Below are 17297 nucleotides of genomic sequence, written 5' to 3'. Positions count from 1 at the left end.
AAAACCCCCGCCGGAGGCGGGGGCATCTCATCAGTTGTCGTGTTCGTCGGAGTCGGTGCTGACGTCGATGTCGGCGCTGATCTCGTCGTCATCGTCGTCGAGATCCGAGGTGTCTTCCATCACGTCGTCATCGGCCTCGTCGTCGGTATCCAGATCGACGGCGGTATCGATGTCACCATCCTGGGCCTTTTTCGGGCTCTCGGGGACGGCATCCACGGGCGCGCGGCGCAGGCGGGGCACATCCGCCGGCTGCTCGGTGCCGCATTTGGGGCAGACGGCCGGGCTCTTGCCCAGATCGTAGAAACGGGCGCCGCAGGAGACACAGACGCGCTTGGTGCCGAGATTGGGCTGGGCCATGCTTGAAACCTGTCGATCCTGGAATGGGTTGGACGAAAGCCGCGGCGAAGGCTGCTTAGGGCGGAGCCCCATGCCAGCTTGTGCGCCGTATGTCAAACCGCGATCGTTGCATCCATGACATTTTCGCGTTTTTTGGTGCCGTCATGCATGGCGGTAATTGACTTCGTTGCGAACAATCCGGAAGGGATTGGTTCCATGGAAAGCATCACCGCCCCCGCTTCTCGCCCGCTGACTGTCCTTGCGGCGACGACCCCTCTTGCCGGGGCCGTCGCGGTGCCGGGCGACAAGTCGATCAGTCACCGCGCCCTGATGTTCGCGGCGCTGGCGCGCGGCGAAACCGGGATCACCGGCCTGCTGGAGGGTGAGGACGTACTGCGCACCGCCGCCGCCATGCGGGCGCTGGGCGCCACCGTCACCCGTACGGCGCCGGGCGCCTGGCAGGTGACCGGCCGGGGCCTGGGCGCGTTGCAGGAGCCGGACGACGTGCTGGACATGGGCAATTCCGGCACGGCGGCGCGGCTGCTGTCGGGCATCCTGGCCAGCCACGGCATTTTCTCGGTCATGACCGGGGACGGCAGCCTGCGCGGCCGGCCGATGAAGCGCGTGACCGATCCGCTCTCGGCCACGGGCGCACGCTTCACGTCGCGCTCGGGCGGGCGGCTGCCGCTGGCGATCGAGGGCGTGGCCGACCCGGCGCCGCTCTCCTACCGGTTGCCGGTGGCCTCGGCCCAGGTGAAATCCGCCGTGCTGCTGGCCGGGCTGAATGCCGCCGGCACCACGCGCGTCGAGGAACCGGTGGCGACGCGCGACCATACGGAAAACATGCTGCGCCATTTCGGCGCCGAGGTTTCGGTCGCGCCGCTGGGGGCGGGCGGGCGTGTCATTACCCTCACCGGCCGGCCCGATCTGGTGGCGCGCGATGTGGCGGTGCCGGGCGATCCGTCATCGGCGGCGTTCGTGCTGGCGGCGGCGCTGCTGGTGCCGGGATCGTCGGTGACGGTGCGGGGGGTGGGGCTGAACCCGCTGCGCACCGGCCTGTTCACCACCCTGCGCGAGATGGGCGCCGACCTGCGCCTGTCCAACGAGCGGGTGGAGGGCGGCGAGCCCGTGGGCGACCTGACGGCGGTGGCGGGGCCGCTGCATGGCGTGGACGTGCCCGCCGAGCGCGCGCCGTCGATGATCGACGAATATCCGATTCTGGCCGTGGTCGCCGCCCATGCGTCCGGCCCGTCGCGCTTCCGGGGGCTGGAGGAACTGCGCGTGAAGGAAAGCGACCGCCTGTCGGCGACCGTGGCGCTGTTGCAGCGCAACGGCGTCACCGTGGACGTGGTGGGGGACGACATGCTGGTGACCGGCACCGGCGGCGCGGTGCCCGGCGGCGGGCTGGTCGAGACGCGGATGGATCATCGCCTGGCCATGAGCGCCACCGTGCTGGGGCTGGTCGCGGCCGAACCGGTGAAGGTGGACGATACCGCCTTCATCGATACCAGCTTCCCCGGCTTCATCGACCTGATGAACAGCATCGGCGCGGGGCTGACGGTATGAGCCGCGCGCTGGTCATCGCCGTCGACGGCCCGGCGGCGGCCGGCAAGGGCACGTTGGCCCGGCGGCTGGCCGATGCGCTGGGCCTGCCCTATCTGGATACCGGATTGCTCTATCGCGCGGTCGGGCGGCGGATGCTGGATGCGGGGCTGGACCCGGCGGCCCAGCCGGCCGACGAGCAGGCGCGGCGGGTCACGCCGGAGGACCTGAAGCGCGGCGACCTGCGGGTGCCGGAGGTCGATCGCGCGGCCAGCCTCGTCGCCGCCCAGCAGGCGGTGCGGGCGATCCTGGTGGATGTGCAGCGCGATTTCGCCCGTGCTGCTGGCGGCGTGCTGGACGGACGGGATATCGGCACCGTCATTTTCCCCGATGCTCAGGTCAAGCTGTTCATTACCGCGTCGCCCGCCGCGCGGGCGCGCCGACGGTGGGAGCAACTGGCGCGAGACCCCGACGCGCCGGACCGCGAGGCCCAGATCGCGCGGGTGGAGGCGGAACTGGTGGCGCGTGACGCCGCCGATGCCGGCCGCGCCGTGGCGCCGCTGAAGGCCGCCGCCGATGCCGTGGTGATCGACACCGACCAGATGACGGCGGAACAGGTCCTGGCCGAGGCGCTGCGATTGGTGCGGGTGCGGGCGGGCGCTCTCGGCACCGTGTAGGCGGATTCGGCCTTGCGGGGCCGATCTGTGCCGGTTTGTGTTGACAGGCCGGGGTGCGAGGGTGTCTGTGCTTCCCACGCGCGGTCCCGCCCTGGGAGTGCGTGCAAGCATCGGCCGTCAGGCGTGTCGCGACAAGGGTCGTGGACCAAGCCGGGCAAGTCGTTCCGCCGGTGACCGGCGGTGCGCAAGACATCCGGCCCGCCTGTCGTGCCGGAGACGGGATTTACAGGTACCCCATGGCTTCAGCCACCTTACAGTCTGCCACCGACCATTTCGGCGGTGAAGATTTCGCGACCCTGCTGGACGAGACCCTCGGCCGCGACACCGCGTTCGACGGTTCGGTCGTTACCGGCCGCGTCGTGCGCCTGACCGACGAATTCGCCATCGTCGATGTCGGCCTCAAGAGCGAAGGGCGCGTGGCGCTCAAGGAATTCGGCCCGCCGGGCGTGTCGCCCGATGTGAAGCCGGGTGACGTCATCGAACTGTTCGTCGAGCGCTACGAAGACCGCGATGGCTCGATCGTCCTGTCGCGCGAGAAGGCGCGTCGCGAGGAAGCCTGGACGAACCTGGAAAAGGCGTTCGAGAACAACCAGCGCGTCAACGGCACGATCTATGGCCGCGTCAAGGGCGGCTTCACGGTCGATCTCGGCGGCGCCATGGCCTTCCTGCCGGGCAGCCAGGTCGATATCCGCCCCGTGCGCGATGTCACCCCGCTGATGGGCGTGCCGCAGCCGTTCCAGATCCTGAAGATGGACCGGGCGCGTGGCAACATCGTCGTTTCGCGCCGCGCGGTGCTGGAAGAGACGCGCGCCGAGCAGCGCAGCGAGCTGATCCAGGGCCTGAAGGAAGGCATGATCCTCGACGGCGTGGTCAAGAACATCACCGATTACGGTGCGTTCGTCGACCTGGGCGGCGTGGACGGCCTGCTGCATGTCACCGACATCGCCTGGAAGCGCATCAACCACCCGTCCGAGGCGTTGCAGATCGGCCAGCCGGTGCGCGTGCAGGTCATCCGCTTCAACCCGGATACGCAGCGCATCTCGCTGGGCATGAAGCAGCTTGAGGCCGATCCGTGGGAGAACGTGGCGATCAAGTATCCGCCGGGTGCCCGCTATTCCGGTCGCGTCACCAACATCACCGACTACGGCGCGTTCGTCGAGCTGGAGCCGGGCGTCGAAGGTCTGGTGCACGTTTCCGAAATGTCCTGGACGAAGAAGAACGTCCATCCGGGCAAGATCGTCGCGACCTCGCAGGAAGTCGACGTCATGGTCCTGGACGTGGACAGCGGCAAGCGTCGCATCTCGCTGGGTCTGAAGCAGGTGCAGCGCAACCCGTGGGAGCAGTTCGCCGAGGAGCACAAGATCGGCTCCACGGTCGAGGGCGAGATCCGCAACATCACCGAGTTCGGCCTGTTCATCGGCCTGTCCGCGGACATCGACGGCATGGTCCACATGTCCGACCTGTCGTGGGACGAGACCGGCGAAGTCGCCATGACCCACTACGAGAAGGGTCAGGTCGTCCAGGCGAAGGTGCTGGATGTGGACGTCGAGAAGGAGCGCATCTCGCTCGGCATCAAGCAGCTGCATGAAGACCCCGCCGCCGATGCGCTGGGCAAGGTGCAGAAGGGCGCGATCGTCACCTGCATCGTGACCGCCGTGCAGTCGAACGGCATCGAGGTGAAGGTCGACGACGTTCTGACCGGCTTCATTCGCCGCGCCGAACTGGCGCGCGACAAGGCCGAGCAGCGTCCGGAGCGTTTCGCCGTCGGCGAGAAGGTCGATGCGAAGATCGTGTCGGTCGATCGTGCCGCCCGCAAGCTGGCCCTGACCATCCGCGGCCGCGAGGTCGAGGAAGACAAGCAGGCGATCAACGAGTACGGCTCGTCCGACAGCGGCGCCTCGCTGGGTGACATCCTGAGTGCCGCGATCCGTCGTCGTAACGCCGACGCCTGATCGCTCCGTCTCACGGATCGACTACGAAAGGGGCGGTGCCGGAAACGGCACCGCCCTTTTTCTTTGTCCGGCGCCTGGAAGGGGAGGTCGATGGGGTGCTGCAATATTTTGTCGTGTTGCTGTCTATTGTGAAATGTAACCGAATCGGTGCAGATCTCACCTATTGAGAATGATTATCAAACTCGAATGAGGTGGTGGTGAAGATCTCGGCCCGGCGGACGATCCGTTCCGCATTTCTGTTTTCGTCGATATTATCGTCGTTGTTCTGGATTGTACCGTCATGCGCCGCCGCAGCGCCCGACAGGAGCGACCAGGACCCGAAGGGTGTGCAGCGGCAAAAGGCGGCCGGGGATGCGGCAGGCAAGGGGAATGCGAGTCGGGGGAGTGCGGCTCCGGCGGATGTGACCGATGGCCGGGAGAGCGGCGACAAGGGAGCCGAGGGCAGGAAGGCGGCCGCCAAGCATGCGGCTGCGGGCACTTTGCCGCCCAAGCCGGCGGTGACCGGGGAACATATCGAAGTGCGCTCCCGCCGGGCGAAGCGGGGGAGCTATACGGTGTCGGAGGCGAGTGCCTCCACCGGGCTGGCGCTGAGCCTGCGCGAGACGCCGCAGACCGTGACGGTGCTGACGCGCCAGTTGATGGACGACCAGCAGATCAACACGCTGGACGACGTGCTGACCATGACGCCGGGCGTGACGTCCTATGCCAACGACAATGCGGGGCGTACGACGTATCGCGCGCGTGGCTTCGACATCACCAACTACAAGATCGACGGCATGCAGATCGACGGGAGCACGAGCTTTGCCGGTCTCGGTTCGTCGATGAACATGGACCTGTACGAGAACGTGCAGATCGTGCGGGGGGCCAACGGTCTGCTGGGCGGCACGGGCGACCCGTCGGCGACGATCTATCTGCAACGCAAGCGGGCGGGGCGGACCTTCGGGGTGAACGGGTTGCTGCGTCTGGGAAACTGGAACGAGCGCCGCGTGATGGCCGATGTGAACACGCCGCTGAACAGGTCGGGCTCCATCCGCAGCCGCTATGTCTTCAGTTGGGACGATACCGACACGTTCCGCGAGCGCGAGCATGTCAACCGCATCGGCGCGCTGGCCAGTTTCGCCGCCGATCTGTCGTCGCGCGACGTGCTGAATTTCGGCTTCCAGTACGAGCGGACGCGCAATGACGGCGCATCGTGGGGGACGAACGTGCCGATCTGGTTTGCCGACGGCACGCCGGCCCATCTGCCGCGCAAGACCAATCCGGTGGCGGACTGGAGTCAGGCCACCCGCGACATGTATACGGCCTTCATCAACTACGATCATGATTTTTCCGCAGGCTGGCATCTGATGGTCGGCTACATGCGCACGCAGGGCGGATCGCTGAGCGATCTCGGCGTGGCGAAGATCAACAATGCGGCGCGCAATGTCGGCGGGTTCGCCGGGTTCTGGAAGCAGGACGGGACCGGTGGGTATCTGAACGCGCTGCACGCCGATTATGCCGACGCCCGCGACAATGCCGACGTGCATATTTCCGGCCCGCTGCATGTCCTTGGCCGCGAGCATCAACTGATGTTCGGTTTCAACGGCTATAACGATGAACTGACGCAATATACCTTCAGCAAGGCGCTGGGGAATTGTAGCATCGCCGGTGTCGCGCCGTGGTCGGGCTGCCAGTATCGCGCGGCGGGGCTGCCGATCGCCAACTGGCGGACGTGGGATGGTTCTTATCCCGGTTTCTCGACGCATCGCACCCGCGCGCGGGAGGTCGATGTGAGCCGGAATTACGGGGCCTATGTCTCCGGCCGGTTCATCCTTGCGAAGGGGCTGTCGCTGATCCTTGGCGGGCGTATCAGCACATACGAAGCCTATAGCGACCTTTATAACGTGGCCAACCGCTACACCAAGATGGCGGGCGGCGCGCGACAGAACGCGGTGCTGACGCCTTATGCCGGCATGGTCTATGATTTTACGAAGACCATGTCTGTCTATGGCAGCTATACCAATGTCTTTACGCCACAATCGAACCTGCGCGACGCGGACAACCGTCCGCTGGACCCGGTGATGGGCAAGAGTTACGAGACCGGCCTGAAAGGGGCGTTCTTCGGCCGGCGGTTGAATACGTCGCTGGCGTTCTACCTCAACCGGCAGAGCAATGTCGCGCAGGCGACCGGGGCTGTGAACGAGACCACCGGCAATGCGATCTATACCGCCATGAGCGGCGTAAAATCGGAAGGCATCGATTTCGATGCGTCGGGTGAGGTGCTGCCGGGCTGGAGCGTCTTCTTCGGCTACAGCTACCTTCAGACCAAGGGGCTGAGCTATCAGCAGGACCCGCATCATCTGGTGCGGCTGACGACCAGCTACACCTTTCCCGGCGCGCTGCATCGCCTGACCGTGGGGGGCGGGATTTCGAGCCAGACCCATACCGACTGGACGACCAATCCGGGCCGGCCGCTGGGTGGGGGGCGCTATGACAGTTCCAACATCAAGGTCAACGGCTATACGCTCATCAATCTGATGGCGCGCTATCGGTTGACCAACTGGCTGGATATTGCCGGAAACATCACGAACCTGACCGACAAGACCTATGTGCGGCAGGCCGGATTCTATGACGGCCAGATTTTCGGCGAGCCTCGGACGTTCAATTTCACGATCCGCGGCCGATATTGAGGGGGACGGCGGTGGCCTGATCGGCCGTGCACCGCCGTCCGTGCCCGTCAGGGCGTGGGGGCGGGGCCCTTGACGATTTCCGCCATGTCGCGCGGGCGGACCCAGGTGCGGAAGGCGGTCTGCACGGTGGCGGCCGTCATGCCGTAATAGGCGCGGGCCGCTTGGTCGGGGGTGTCGAGCGGCAGGCCCAGCTCGATCAGTTGCAGGTCCAGCGACGCGATCGCGTCGAGGCTGGCGCGGGCCAGCGGCAGGCCGCGCAGCAGGGCGGCCTTGGCCAGCGTCAGTTCGTCGTCGGTCACGGGATGCTCCTGCATGGTTTGCAGGTCGTGCAGGGCGGCGTCGCGCGCGCGGCCGACCTTGTCGGGATCGGCGCCGAAGCTGATGCTGTAGCCGCCGCGATGGCGCGACCACGAGAAGCTGCTGCTGACCGAATAGACGTAGCCCGTGCGCACCCGCAGGTCGCGGTAGAGGCGGGACGAGAAGCCGTTGCCCAGGATCTCGTTGCCGACGGCGAGCGCGAAATGGTCCGGGTGGGCGGCGGTCAGGCCCAGGCTTTCGGCCAGGACCGCGGTATCCTGCACGCTGGTGCGGTCGGGCACCTGCGTGCGCGAGGCGCGGCTGTCGGGGCGGGGGGGCAGGTCCACCGTGGGGGTCGGGCCGGCCGGCCGCGCCCAGGCGCCGAAGGTGCGGCCAATCACGTCCTGTGCCTGCTCGGGAGTCACGTCGCCGACTACGACGATGGTGGTCAGGTCGGGGCGATAGGCGCCGGCATAGAAGGCGCGGACGTCTTCGGCCTTCAGCGCCATGATCCTGCGCGGGTCGGGCTGGCGCAGCGTGGGGTCGCCGGCCGGCGAGACGGCGGCCTTGATCGCCCGGCCGAACAGGTAGTTCGGCGTGGTCAGCAGCCCGGCATAGGATTGGGCCGTCTGCATGCGCACGACCTGGAACGCACGGTCGGGCAGGGCCGGGTGCATTTCGTTATCGGCCAGCAGGCGCGTCGCCTTTTCGAAATCGGGCGTGAGGACCGATACGCTGAAGCCGGGGCCGGCGCTTTCGGTGGCGGCGATGTCGTCCAGCGCCTTCTGGAAGGCCAGCCGGTCGAGCGTCTGCGTGCCGTAGCTGAACAGGTTCTCGGTGATCGCGGCGATGCCGTCCTGGTCTTTCGGCTCCTGCATGTTCGCGTTCTGGCGGATCTGGCCGTAGACCGATACCGTGTGGCTGACATGCGCGGGGTGGACGATCAGTCGCAGCCCGTTGGGGTAGGTGAAGACGCTGGGCAGGCCGACCGGCGGCGGCAGGTTGACGGTCGAGAGGGCCTCGCGCGCCCAGTCGGGCAGGGCCACCGGGTGGTCGGGCGGGGTGGCGAAGGATTCGGAGCCGCCGAAGCCCTTGCCGGCGACGGGGTGGCCGGAATCCTCGGGGGTCAGCAGGGCGGTGACCGCCTGGTGGGGGTCGAGGATCTGTCTGGCCAGCCGGTTGACGTCCGCCACCGTGACGGCCTTGAGCGCGGTGCTCAGGGCGTCGGGCGAGTCGAGGCCCATGACCGCCAGCGCCTGCGACCAGGTTTCGGCCAGGCCGCTGATGCTGTTGGCGGAGAAGCCGAGTTGCGCCAACTCCTTGCGGCGCGCGGCCTCGACCAGATCGGGCGGTACGCCCTTGTCGCGGATGGCGGCGATGATGCCGTTGATTTCCGCCAGCAGGGGGGCCGGGTCCTGGGTGCGGGGATAGGCCGCCACCGCGATGCCGATGCCGGCATTGGCCTTGGGCGCGAATTCGAAGCCGGCGAACAGCGCCTTGCCGGAGGGCACCAGATCATACAGCGCGCCGCGCTGGCTGGTCAGCACATCGGCCAGGATCTGCGCGGTGGCGTACTCTTTCGAGCGCAGGCCGGGCATGCGCCACGCGACCGTGGCCAGCCCGACCGGGTAGTCGGTGGGGAAATGCAGCGTCTGCCCGGTGACCGGGCCGGGCTGGACGGGCGTACGTGCGGGCAGCGTGCGGCTGGGGATGTCGCCGAAGATGGCCTTGACCCGTTCGATCGCGTGGTCCGGGTCCACATCGCCGGCGATGACCAGGATGGCGTTGTTGGGGGCGTACCACGCATCGTAGAAGCGGCGCAGCAGGGCGGCATCGGTCTTGTCGAAGGAGGGGCGGGTGCCCAGGGCATCATGCTCGTAGGGCGTGCCGGCGAACAGGATGGATTGCAGGCGGGTCAGATACTGGTAGCTGGGGCTGGACAGGTCGCGCGCCACCTCCTGCTCGATCGCGCCGCGTTCCTTCTCCCAGTCGGCATCGGCCAGCGTCAGTCCGCGCATGCGCAGCGCCTCGATGCGCAGCATCACGTCCAGATCTTCCGCCGGAGCCGTGTAGAAATACTGGGTGACGTTCTCGGTCGTATCGGCGTTGTAGCTGCCGCCCAGTCGTGCGCCGATGGCGGATAGCTGGTCCTTGTCCAGCCCGGCGCTGCCCCGGAACATCATGTGTTCCAGCGCGTGGGCGGTGCCGGGAAAGCCTTTCGGGGCTTCGCTGGACCCGACCAGATAATTGACCTCGGTCGTGACCACCGGGGCCAGGCGGTCGCGCACCACCACAACGCGCAGTCCGTTCGGCAGGGTGGCGCGAACGGCGGTATCGGCGACGGCCGTGGCTGGTGCCGCCACGGGCCGGGCGCCCGGAACATCGGCCCAGGCATGTGGCATGGCCATAAGGGCCAGGGAGAGGCTTAATGCGGTGGTGGCCAGTCTCGCGGTCATGATTCGCTGGTACTCCTGCTGATGCTGGCAGCGTAGACGCCAGATTTCAGTGTGGAAACCGCGAAGCGGCCATGCAGGAAACGCGACGGAAAAAGGAGGATGCGATGAGCGAAACCATGCCGGTTGCGGGAATGGACGAACGGGTCGGTCAGGTGATGGACGCGGCTGTGGCGCGCGGACGGCTGGTAGGCGCCACGGTGCTGGTGTCGGTGGATGGCAGAACGGTGGTGCGCCGTGCCGCCGGGCTGGCGGATCGCGCGGCGGATGAGCCCATGCGGCCGGATACGCTGGTGCGGCTGGCGTCGCTGACCAAGCCGGTGGTGACGGCCGTGGCCCTGGCGTTGGCCGAACGGGGGGCGCTGTCGCTGGACGATGCGGTGACGCGCTTTCTGCCCGATTTTCGGCCTGCCTGTGCCGACGGATCGGTGCCGACGATCACGCTGCGGCATCTGCTGACGCATACGGCGGGCCTTTCATACAGCTTCGCCTTTCCGCGTGACGACAATCCTTATGCGAAAGCCGGAATCTCCGATGGCATTGCCGAGCCGGGCATGGCGTTGGAGGAGAATCTGGCGCGTCTGGCCTCGGTGCCGCTGCTGTTCGCGCCCGGCGAGGGCTGGGCCTATTCCCTGGCGCTCGATGTGATGGGGGGCGTGCTGGAACGCGCGGGTGATGCCGCGCTGCCGGATCTGGTGCAGCGGCATGTCGGCGCGAAGCTGGGTTGGAGGCATACCGGGTTCGCCGTGCCCGACCCCGCCTTGCTCTGCCCGCCTTATGCCGATGGCCGGCCGGCTCCGGTGGAGATGGGCGCGCGTTATGTGATGCCGCGCCAGTTGGGCGGCGGCAAGGTCAGCGAGATCGTGTTCGCGCCCGGTCGGGTGCTGGACCCTGGCTCCTATCCATCGGGCGGGGCCGGGATGGTCGGCACGGCCGAGGAGTTTCTGTCGTTTGTCGAGGCGCTGCGCGGTGGCGGTGGCCCCATCCTGTCACCGGACAGTGCCGCGCTGTTCGGGCGGAATGCCATCGGCGATCTGTCGATGGGGCCGATGAATGCCGGCATGGGATTCGCGATCGGTGCGGCCGTGGTCGAAGACCCGGCGCGGGCACGGACCCCGGTTTCGCGAGGCGGCTTCACCTGGGGCGGAGTGTACGGCCATCAATGGATTGCGGATCCGGCGCGCGGCGTGTCGATCGTGATGATCAGCAATACCGCGCTGGCGGGGATGGCGGGCGCCTATCCCGATGCGGTGCGGGATGCGGTCTATGGCGCGGGGAGATCGGGCTAGGGGGTGGCCCGATCTTTCCATGCGGTCATGGCTTCCCGATAGTTCCGCGAGTCCCGCAGCCGCCGCATGTAGGTGATGGGACGCCGGCTGGTGAGGGGCAGGGTCTGGTGCATCAGGCTGCCGCGCATGCCGCAATAGGATTTGCAGGTATTTTCGGCGTCTTCGATCAGCAGGTCCGGGCCGCGATGCGACAGGCTTAACGTGCAATGCGGCAGGGTCGGCAGCGGCGGCGGATTGGGGTCGCGATAGACGAGACGCGCCCCTTCGGCCCGACCGACGCCCCAGATATCGCAGCTATGGCCGTTATAGAATTGCAGCGAGACCCGGATATAGGCGGCCTGCGCGCCGACCGGGACGATTTCGACGACATCGTCGCTCCAATACTCCTCGCCGCTGACCAGGCCATTGCGAAAATGCGTGCTGTAGCGTCCCGCGAAGGACTGGACCGTCGTTTCGGGAGGGGGGGGGGCGGCGTGAACCGCCGCGGGAAGGGCGGCGATCAGGCCGACGGTCGCAAGCATGAAGCGGAGGCCAGCGCTGGTCTTCATCGTTCCGTCTCCTGCGTTGGAGGTGACGAGTGTATCGGACGAATGGCCGCCGTCCAGCGTGCGGAGGCAACGGGTAGGCACCATGCGCCGTGAGCGAAGGTGCCATACGTGGACGGGAGATGAGAATGCTATTGCGAACTATTATCAGTCGTGCTTGAAAGGGCGGGCACGGAGATGAGACGTCTGATGTTTGTCTGTTCTTGCAATATGCTGACCGACCAGGATGTGAAACGCGCGGTTGATGACGGGGCCACCCGCCCGCGCGAGATCTATGCCGCACAGGGATGCCGTGCGCAGTGCGGTAATTGCGTTCCGGGTGTGTTGTGCCTGTTGCGCCGGGCGCTTCAGGCGCGCAGCGAAATGGCGGCGTCGGAACCCTTGCCCGCGATGTGAGGGTCTGTCCGGCCCGATTGCGCATTTGCCTGCCGGCCTCCGAAAAGGGGATGCGGCGGTGAGGCGGGCTTGATAAAAGATTGAGCATGTCTTTCGGTGACCGCATCAATCAGTTCGACGTCTGGCTGCTGGACCGCGTGTTCCAGCCATTTGCCGATCGCCTGCCCGAGCGGGTGCCGGCGATGGCGGTCGGGATGAGCTTTCAGCTTGGCGCCATCATGCTGTCGGCGGCGTCGATCATCGCGATGATCGTGATCGGGCACATGGCGCTCAGTGACGCGATGTTCAATGTGCTCGTCTGGTGCCTCGGTCTGGCCTTCTATGTGGGCATCAACCGGGTGCGGCCGATGGTCAGGCCAGGCCATATGAACCCGTTGCGGGTGATGCTGGCGGGCATGCGGCCGCTCTCGATCCCGTTTGCGATCTATGCGCTCTATCAGGGGGCGACGGCGCCGCCGCATTTCGAGATCGCGCTGTGGTTCAATTCGCTGGCCAATATCATCTTCGTCGCCGGGATCTACCTGATCTCCTGCGAGGTCCGGCCGCCGGGACACCGCCAGACCAGCCGCGTACGCTTCGGCCGCATGCAGGAACAGGGCAGCCTGTAGGCTCGCACACGGTCTATTGTTGTGCGTACAGCCGGTATGCGCTGGTGGAGAACGATTATGTCCGCGCCGGGCGAATGGTGCTGAAGGATGCCAGCCCCGTTGCCGCGAGGGCATCGGACGGCACGGCATTGTTCGCGGCCACGCCGACCCCGGATGGTTCGCTGAATGCCGAAGCCAGTCAGTGGGCCTGCGGCGCGGCGAAAGATGCGCTGTTCTGAACGGACCTAGAAGTCGATGCAGCGGCCTTTGACGGTCCAGTCGCCATAGCGCGTCGGCTGCTTTTCCTTGGGGCCGCCATATTCCTTGGCGTCAGACGTGGTCGCCGCCGCGTCATCGGCCGGCGTGGCGGGCGAGGGGGTTTCGTTGTCGGTATCGGTGCTGGTCATGGCGCCAGCTTGGCCCGACTTTCGGCCGGCGGCAAGAAACGGGCGTGTGATCGGTCAGGGTTTGTCGGGCGGCTTCATCCAGCGATCGCCGGCATGGCGGGAATGGGCGATGAAAAAGCCGATCAACCCGCCGATCGCCGCCGCCAGGGCCGCCAGTTGCAGCCCGGCGCCGATCAGCAGCATGAAGACGGGGCCGGCCGTCACTCCGACGGCGAAGGTCAGCAGGCTCTCGCGCAAGGTCGGGCCGAAGCGCCGTTCCGCGCCGCAATGAGGGCAGATTTCCGCCGTGCCGCGAATGGTCTTGTGGCAGAACGGACATTGCTCGACGGTGCCGGCGATGGGTTCGATCATAAAGGGGCCTTCAGGTCGCCGGTGTGTCTATTGATGCTCGGACTCGGCGATCCGCTGCTGGGCGGCCATGCGCCATGGCGCGTCGGCCGGTGCGGCATCGAGCGCGCGGCGGAACAGGGCGGCGCTTTCCGGCGTCACCCGGCCGTCGGCCAGGGTCTGGGCCTCGGCGGCGCGCGCGGCGATTTCGGGGATGAACTGGATCGCGGTGGCCTGGCGCCAGGCTTCGGCCGCGGCCGCGTAATGGTTGCGCGCGGCCTCGGCCTGGCCCAGCAGCAGGAAGCCCCGGAAGCGATTGGGATCGTCGGGCGACATGCGGCCCAGTCCGGCGCGCAATTCCGCCAGCAGCCCGTCATCGCGCTTGTCCTGCGCCTTCTGCGCCAGCAGGCGCGGGGCGAGGGGCTGCGCGGGCAGGGAGGGGTGGCCACACAGCAGATACAGGCCCGTCGCGCTGACGGGCAGCAGCAGCAGGCACGCCAGCACGATCGGGGTGGTGGCGGCGCGGCCGAGACCCCGCGTCGGCGCGGCGTCGGACGCCAGCAGCCGGCGCTGGATTTCCAGGCGCGCGCCTTCATGTTCGCTGTCGGCGATCAGGCCGGATTCCCGGTCGCGGTCCAGTTCGGCGAGTTGCGCACGCAACAGGACGAGGGCTGCTTCGCGTTCGTCCCGCAGGCGGGTGGTGCGGCGGAAGGCCAGGAAAGAAGGCAGCAGCACAACGGCGCTGAGCAGGAAAATGCCAATCCAGATCATCATTATCTCAGCGCGGTCAGGTCAGGTCGGTCAGGCGCGTGCGTTCGTCGTCGCTCAGCGGCGCGGGGCCGGAGCCGCGCGCTCGGCGGAAGGACAGGAAGGCGACAAGACCGCCGACCAGCAGGGCAAGGACCGGCATCACCCACAGCAGCACCGTACCGGCGGTCAGCGGCGGGCTCAGGCGGATGAAATTGCCGTAGCGGCCGACCATCCAGTCCATGATCTGGCGGTCGGATTCGCCTTTGGCGACGTGCTCGCGCACCACATGGCGCAGGTCGCGCGCCAGTCCGGCGCTGCTGTCCTCGATCGATTCGTTCTGGCAGACCAGGCAGCGCAATTGCGACCCGATGGCCTGGGCGCGGGCTTCCTGGCGGGCGTCGGGCAGCATTTCCGACGGATCGTCCACCGCGACGGCGGCCAGTGGCGAGAGGCCGATTGCCACCGTCAGCACGGTCGCCAGCACGAAGGCCAGCCGACGCATCGCAGCCTTCATGTCCGCAGGCTCGCGGCCAGAGGCAACAGGATATCGTGCATCGTGGCCTCGTCCAGCGCAGCGGCGGAATGCCACCTGATGACGCCGCCCGGCCCGATCAGGAACGATTCCGGCACCCCGGACACGCCCCAGTCGATTGCGGTCATGCCCGACAGGTCGCTGGCGATGCGGGCATAGGGATTGCCCGCGCGGTGCACGAAACCCTGCGCGTCGGTTGGCTTATCCTTGTAGGCGATGCCCCAGATCGGTAGCCGGTCCTTCAGCGCGTTGAGCTGCGGCATCTCGGCGACGCAGGGAATGCACCAGGAGGCGAAGAAATTGACCAGCACCGGCACCTTCAGTGTCCGCAGATCGGCGGCACCGAAGCCCTGGCCGGGCGACTGGTCGGGCAGGGTGAAGTCCGGCACCGGCCTGTTCAGCGCCGGGGCCTTGATGTCATGCGGGTCGAACGAGCCTTGGCGCATACCCGACAGCATCTGCCAGAACGCGACCCCGGCGCCGCCCGCAACCACCAGCGGCGCCGCCATCAGCAGGCGCCGGCGCGTGAGGCCCGGCTGGGCTGTCTTGTCGCTCATGACGTTGCCACCAGCCCGGCCGTCGCGGCCCGGCGCGGCGCGCCCACGCGCATGCGCCGGTCGGACAGCGAGAGCACGCCGCCCAGCGCCATGATCAACCCGCCCAGCCACATCCATGGCGCCAGCGGATTGTAATGCAGGCGCAGCACGTAGGTCGTCTCCCCGCCATTCTCGTGCCGGTCGCCCAGCACGCCGTACAGGTCGGACATCAGGTTGGTATGAATGGCCACCTCCGTCGTCGTCTGGTTCTGGCTGGCGAAGGTGCGCTTGGCCGGGTGCAGCACCGTGACCAGCCGCCCGTCATGCCGGACCTCGATCGTGGCGATCAGCGCCGTGTAGTTCGGGCCGGGCGCCGCGCGCACGTCGGTCAGCGTCCACGCATCGCCGGCCAGCATTTCGGTCTGGCCGACATGGACCTCCACGATCCGGTGCTGGGCCTGCGACATCGCGGCCAGCCCCAGCACGCTGACACCGACGCCGGCATGGGCCAGCGCCGCCCCCAATGCCGCGCGCGGCAGCATGCGGGCACGCTGCCAGCTTGCCCCGACGGGAATGCGGAACAGGCGGATGCGCTCGGCGATATCGGCGATGCTGCCGGCGATGACCCAGACGGCGCATGTGGCGGCCAGAAGCGGCAGCAGGTCACGCACCCGCCATGCCATGAGGGCGAAAGCCAGCATCGTCAGGGCGCCGGACCACCACAGCCGACGCAGCACCGGCCAGAGTTGCGCGCGCTTCCACGGCATCATCGGCCCCAGCCCCATGAAGACCATCAGCGGGATCGCCATCGGTGCCGCCGTGGCATCGAAGAACGGTTTGCCGACCGAAATCGTCTTGCCGAACAGCAGCGACATGAAGGGCGGATACATCGTGCCCGTCAGCACCACCGCGCAGATCGAGCACAGCAGGATGTTGTTCAGCACCAGCAGCCCCTCGCGCGATACCGGGGCGAACACGCCGCCGGCCGTGAGCGAAGGCGCGCGGATGGCGAACAGCAGCAGCGATCCGCCGATCACCAGCCCCAGCAGGCCCAGGATGAAGATGCCGCGCGCCGGGTCGTTGGCGAAGGCATGGACGGAATTGAGAATGCCCGAGCGCACCAGGAAGGTGCCGGAGAGCGAGAAGGAAAAGGTGCCGATGGCCAGCAGCACGGTCCAGATCTTCAGCGCCTCGCGCTTTTCCACGACGATGGCGGAATGCACCAGAGCGGTGCCCGTCAGCCACGGAATCAGCGAGGCATTTTCCACCGGGTCCCAGAACCAGTAGCCGCCCCAGCCCAGCACGTAATACGACCACCACGACCCCAGCGCGATGCCGCAGGTCAGGAAGCACCAGGCGGCGACCGCCCACGGGCGCACCCAGCGGCCCCAGGAGGCATCGACCCGGCCTTCGATCAGCGCCGCGACGGCAAAGGCGAAGGGCACGGCAAAGCCGACATAGCCGGTGTAGAGAATGGGCGGATGGAAGGCGAGGCCGGGGTCCTGCAACAGCGGGTTCATGCCCTGACCGTCCATCGGCGCCGGCCACACCCGGTCGAACGGGTTGGAGGTGGTGAGGCAGAAAAGCTGGAAACCCGCCGACACCCCGCCCAGCACCGCGATGACGCGCGCGCGCAGGGCCGAGGGCAGGTCGCGGCCGAACAGCGCCACCGCGCCGCCGCACAGGCCCAGGATCAGCGCCCACAGCAGCACCGACCCCTCGTGATTGCCCCAGACGCCGGTGATCTTATACAGCAGCGGCTTGGCCACCGAGCTGTTGGCCGCGACGTTCTGGACCGAGAAATCGTCCTGGATGGCCGAATGGACCAGGCAGGCGAAGGAATAGAGCAGCGCCAGAAGCTGCCCGATGGCCAGGGCGGGGGCGAGCGCCATCAGGCGCGGGTCGCGCCGCTGTGCGCCGACCATCGGCAGCACCGCCTGCCCGGCGGCCAGGCAGCAGGCCAGCGCGAGGGCGAAATTTCCCAGTTCCGGGGTCATGTTCA

Annotated in this window: 17 protein-coding genes; 8 read left to right on the top strand and 9 right to left on the bottom strand. The window is 67.4% G+C overall.

Annotated elements, in window-relative coordinates:
- Positions 1 to 30: 30 nt before the first annotated feature.
- Positions 31 to 357: a TIGR02300 family protein gene (locus tag HLH25_RS07250; RefSeq protein WP_114727442.1), complete on the bottom strand. Its 327-nt coding sequence runs from the start codon at positions 355 to 357 to the stop codon at positions 31 to 33.
- A 195-nt stretch (positions 358 to 552) separates the two neighbouring features.
- Between HLH25_RS07250 and aroA the strand changes: the two genes are divergently transcribed.
- The 4 genes from aroA (at position 553) to HLH25_RS07230 (ending at position 7176) form a co-directional block, all read left to right on the top strand.
- Positions 553 to 1902: a 3-phosphoshikimate 1-carboxyvinyltransferase gene (gene aroA, locus HLH25_RS07245; RefSeq protein WP_182973414.1), complete on the top strand. Its 1350-nt coding sequence runs from the start codon at positions 553 to 555 to the stop codon at positions 1900 to 1902.
- Positions 1899 to 2555 (top strand): (d)CMP kinase, encoded by a 657-nt coding sequence (gene cmk, locus HLH25_RS07240; RefSeq protein ID WP_182973413.1) that lies wholly within the window; start codon positions 1899 to 1901, stop codon positions 2553 to 2555. The genes aroA and cmk overlap by 4 nt, the downstream gene beginning before the upstream one ends.
- A 236-nt stretch (positions 2556 to 2791) precedes the next feature.
- Positions 2792 to 4507: a 30S ribosomal protein S1 gene (gene rpsA / locus HLH25_RS07235; RefSeq protein ID WP_114727445.1), complete on the top strand. Its 1716-nt coding sequence runs from the start codon at positions 2792 to 2794 to the stop codon at positions 4505 to 4507.
- A gap of 326 nt (positions 4508 to 4833) precedes the next feature.
- Positions 4834 to 7176: a TonB-dependent siderophore receptor gene (locus HLH25_RS07230; protein WP_310889064.1), complete on the top strand. Its 2343-nt coding sequence runs from the start codon at positions 4834 to 4836 to the stop codon at positions 7174 to 7176.
- Between the two features lie 47 nt (positions 7177 to 7223).
- Here the strand turns inward: HLH25_RS07230 and HLH25_RS07225 are convergent, their stop codons facing one another.
- Complete coding sequence (locus HLH25_RS07225; RefSeq protein ID WP_182973412.1) at positions 7224 to 9929, bottom strand: M16 family metallopeptidase; 2706 nt, start codon at positions 9927 to 9929, stop codon at positions 7224 to 7226.
- A 104-nt stretch (positions 9930 to 10033) separates the two neighbouring features.
- Here HLH25_RS07225 and HLH25_RS07220 point away from each other — a divergent pair, with 104 nt between their 5' ends.
- Positions 10034 to 11215, top strand: a complete 1182-nt coding sequence (locus HLH25_RS07220; protein ID WP_182973411.1) for a serine hydrolase domain-containing protein — start codon at positions 10034 to 10036, stop codon at positions 11213 to 11215.
- Here the strand turns inward: HLH25_RS07220 and HLH25_RS07215 are convergent.
- On the bottom strand, positions 11212 to 11763 hold the full coding sequence (locus tag HLH25_RS07215) for a hypothetical protein (RefSeq protein ID WP_182973410.1): 552 nt from the start codon (positions 11761 to 11763) through the stop codon (positions 11212 to 11214). The two genes, HLH25_RS07220 and HLH25_RS07215, sit on opposite strands and share 4 nt — an antisense overlap.
- 186 nt (positions 11764 to 11949) lie before the next feature.
- On the opposite strand from HLH25_RS07215, the gene HLH25_RS07210 reads away from it, so the two are divergent.
- From HLH25_RS07210 to HLH25_RS07200, 3 genes are all read left to right on the top strand, one after another.
- Complete coding sequence (locus HLH25_RS07210; RefSeq protein ID WP_182973409.1) at positions 11950 to 12156, top strand: (2Fe-2S)-binding protein; 207 nt, start codon at positions 11950 to 11952, stop codon at positions 12154 to 12156.
- A gap of 86 nt (positions 12157 to 12242) precedes the next feature.
- Complete coding sequence (locus tag HLH25_RS07205) at positions 12243 to 12764, top strand: hypothetical protein (protein ID WP_182973408.1); 522 nt, start codon at positions 12243 to 12245, stop codon at positions 12762 to 12764.
- A gap of 44 nt (positions 12765 to 12808) precedes the next feature.
- Entirely contained in the window at positions 12809 to 12982 is a 174-nt protein-coding gene (locus HLH25_RS07200; RefSeq protein WP_182973407.1) for a hypothetical protein, read from the top strand.
- 6 nt (positions 12983 to 12988) lie between these two features.
- On the opposite strand, the gene HLH25_RS07195 is transcribed toward HLH25_RS07200, so the two are convergent.
- Genes HLH25_RS07195 through HLH25_RS07170 form a run of 6 tightly spaced genes read right to left on the bottom strand, consistent with a single transcriptional unit; the run spans position 12989 to position 17292 of the window.
- Positions 12989 to 13150 carry a DUF1674 domain-containing protein gene (locus tag HLH25_RS07195; RefSeq protein ID WP_182973406.1) on the bottom strand — a complete coding sequence of 54 codons (162 nt, stop codon included), beginning with the start codon at positions 13148 to 13150 and terminating at the stop codon, positions 12989 to 12991.
- 54 nt (positions 13151 to 13204) lie between these two features.
- Positions 13205 to 13501 carry a hypothetical protein gene (locus HLH25_RS07190; protein WP_114727453.1) on the bottom strand — a complete coding sequence of 99 codons (297 nt, stop codon included), beginning with the start codon at positions 13499 to 13501 and terminating at the stop codon, positions 13205 to 13207.
- Between the two features lie 27 nt (positions 13502 to 13528).
- Positions 13529 to 14248, bottom strand: a complete 720-nt coding sequence (ccmI, locus tag HLH25_RS07185; protein WP_182973434.1) for a c-type cytochrome biogenesis protein CcmI — start codon at positions 14246 to 14248, stop codon at positions 13529 to 13531.
- A gap of 16 nt (positions 14249 to 14264) precedes the next feature.
- Entirely contained in the window at positions 14265 to 14741 is a 477-nt protein-coding gene (locus HLH25_RS07180; protein ID WP_246401556.1) for a cytochrome c-type biogenesis protein, read from the bottom strand.
- The gene (locus HLH25_RS07175; RefSeq protein ID WP_182973405.1) at positions 14738 to 15316 is read right to left on the bottom strand and encodes a redoxin domain-containing protein; all 579 of its coding nucleotides are present in this window, start codon (positions 15314 to 15316) and stop codon (positions 14738 to 14740) included. Before HLH25_RS07175 ends, HLH25_RS07180 begins: the two co-directional genes overlap by 4 nt.
- A complete protein-coding gene (locus tag HLH25_RS07170) occupies positions 15313 to 17292 on the bottom strand; it encodes a heme lyase CcmF/NrfE family subunit (RefSeq protein WP_182973404.1) in 1980 nt (659 codons plus the stop codon). Before HLH25_RS07170 ends, HLH25_RS07175 begins: the two co-directional genes overlap by 4 nt.
- Between the last annotated feature and the right edge of the window lie 5 nt (positions 17293 to 17297).

The sequence above is a fragment of the Gluconacetobacter dulcium genome (assembly GCF_014174165.1).
GTDB lineage: Bacteria > Pseudomonadota > Alphaproteobacteria > Acetobacterales > Acetobacteraceae > Gluconacetobacter > Gluconacetobacter dulcium.
Note: the sequence above shows the minus strand (reverse complement) of the source record. Positions and strands in the feature narration are given on the sequence as shown.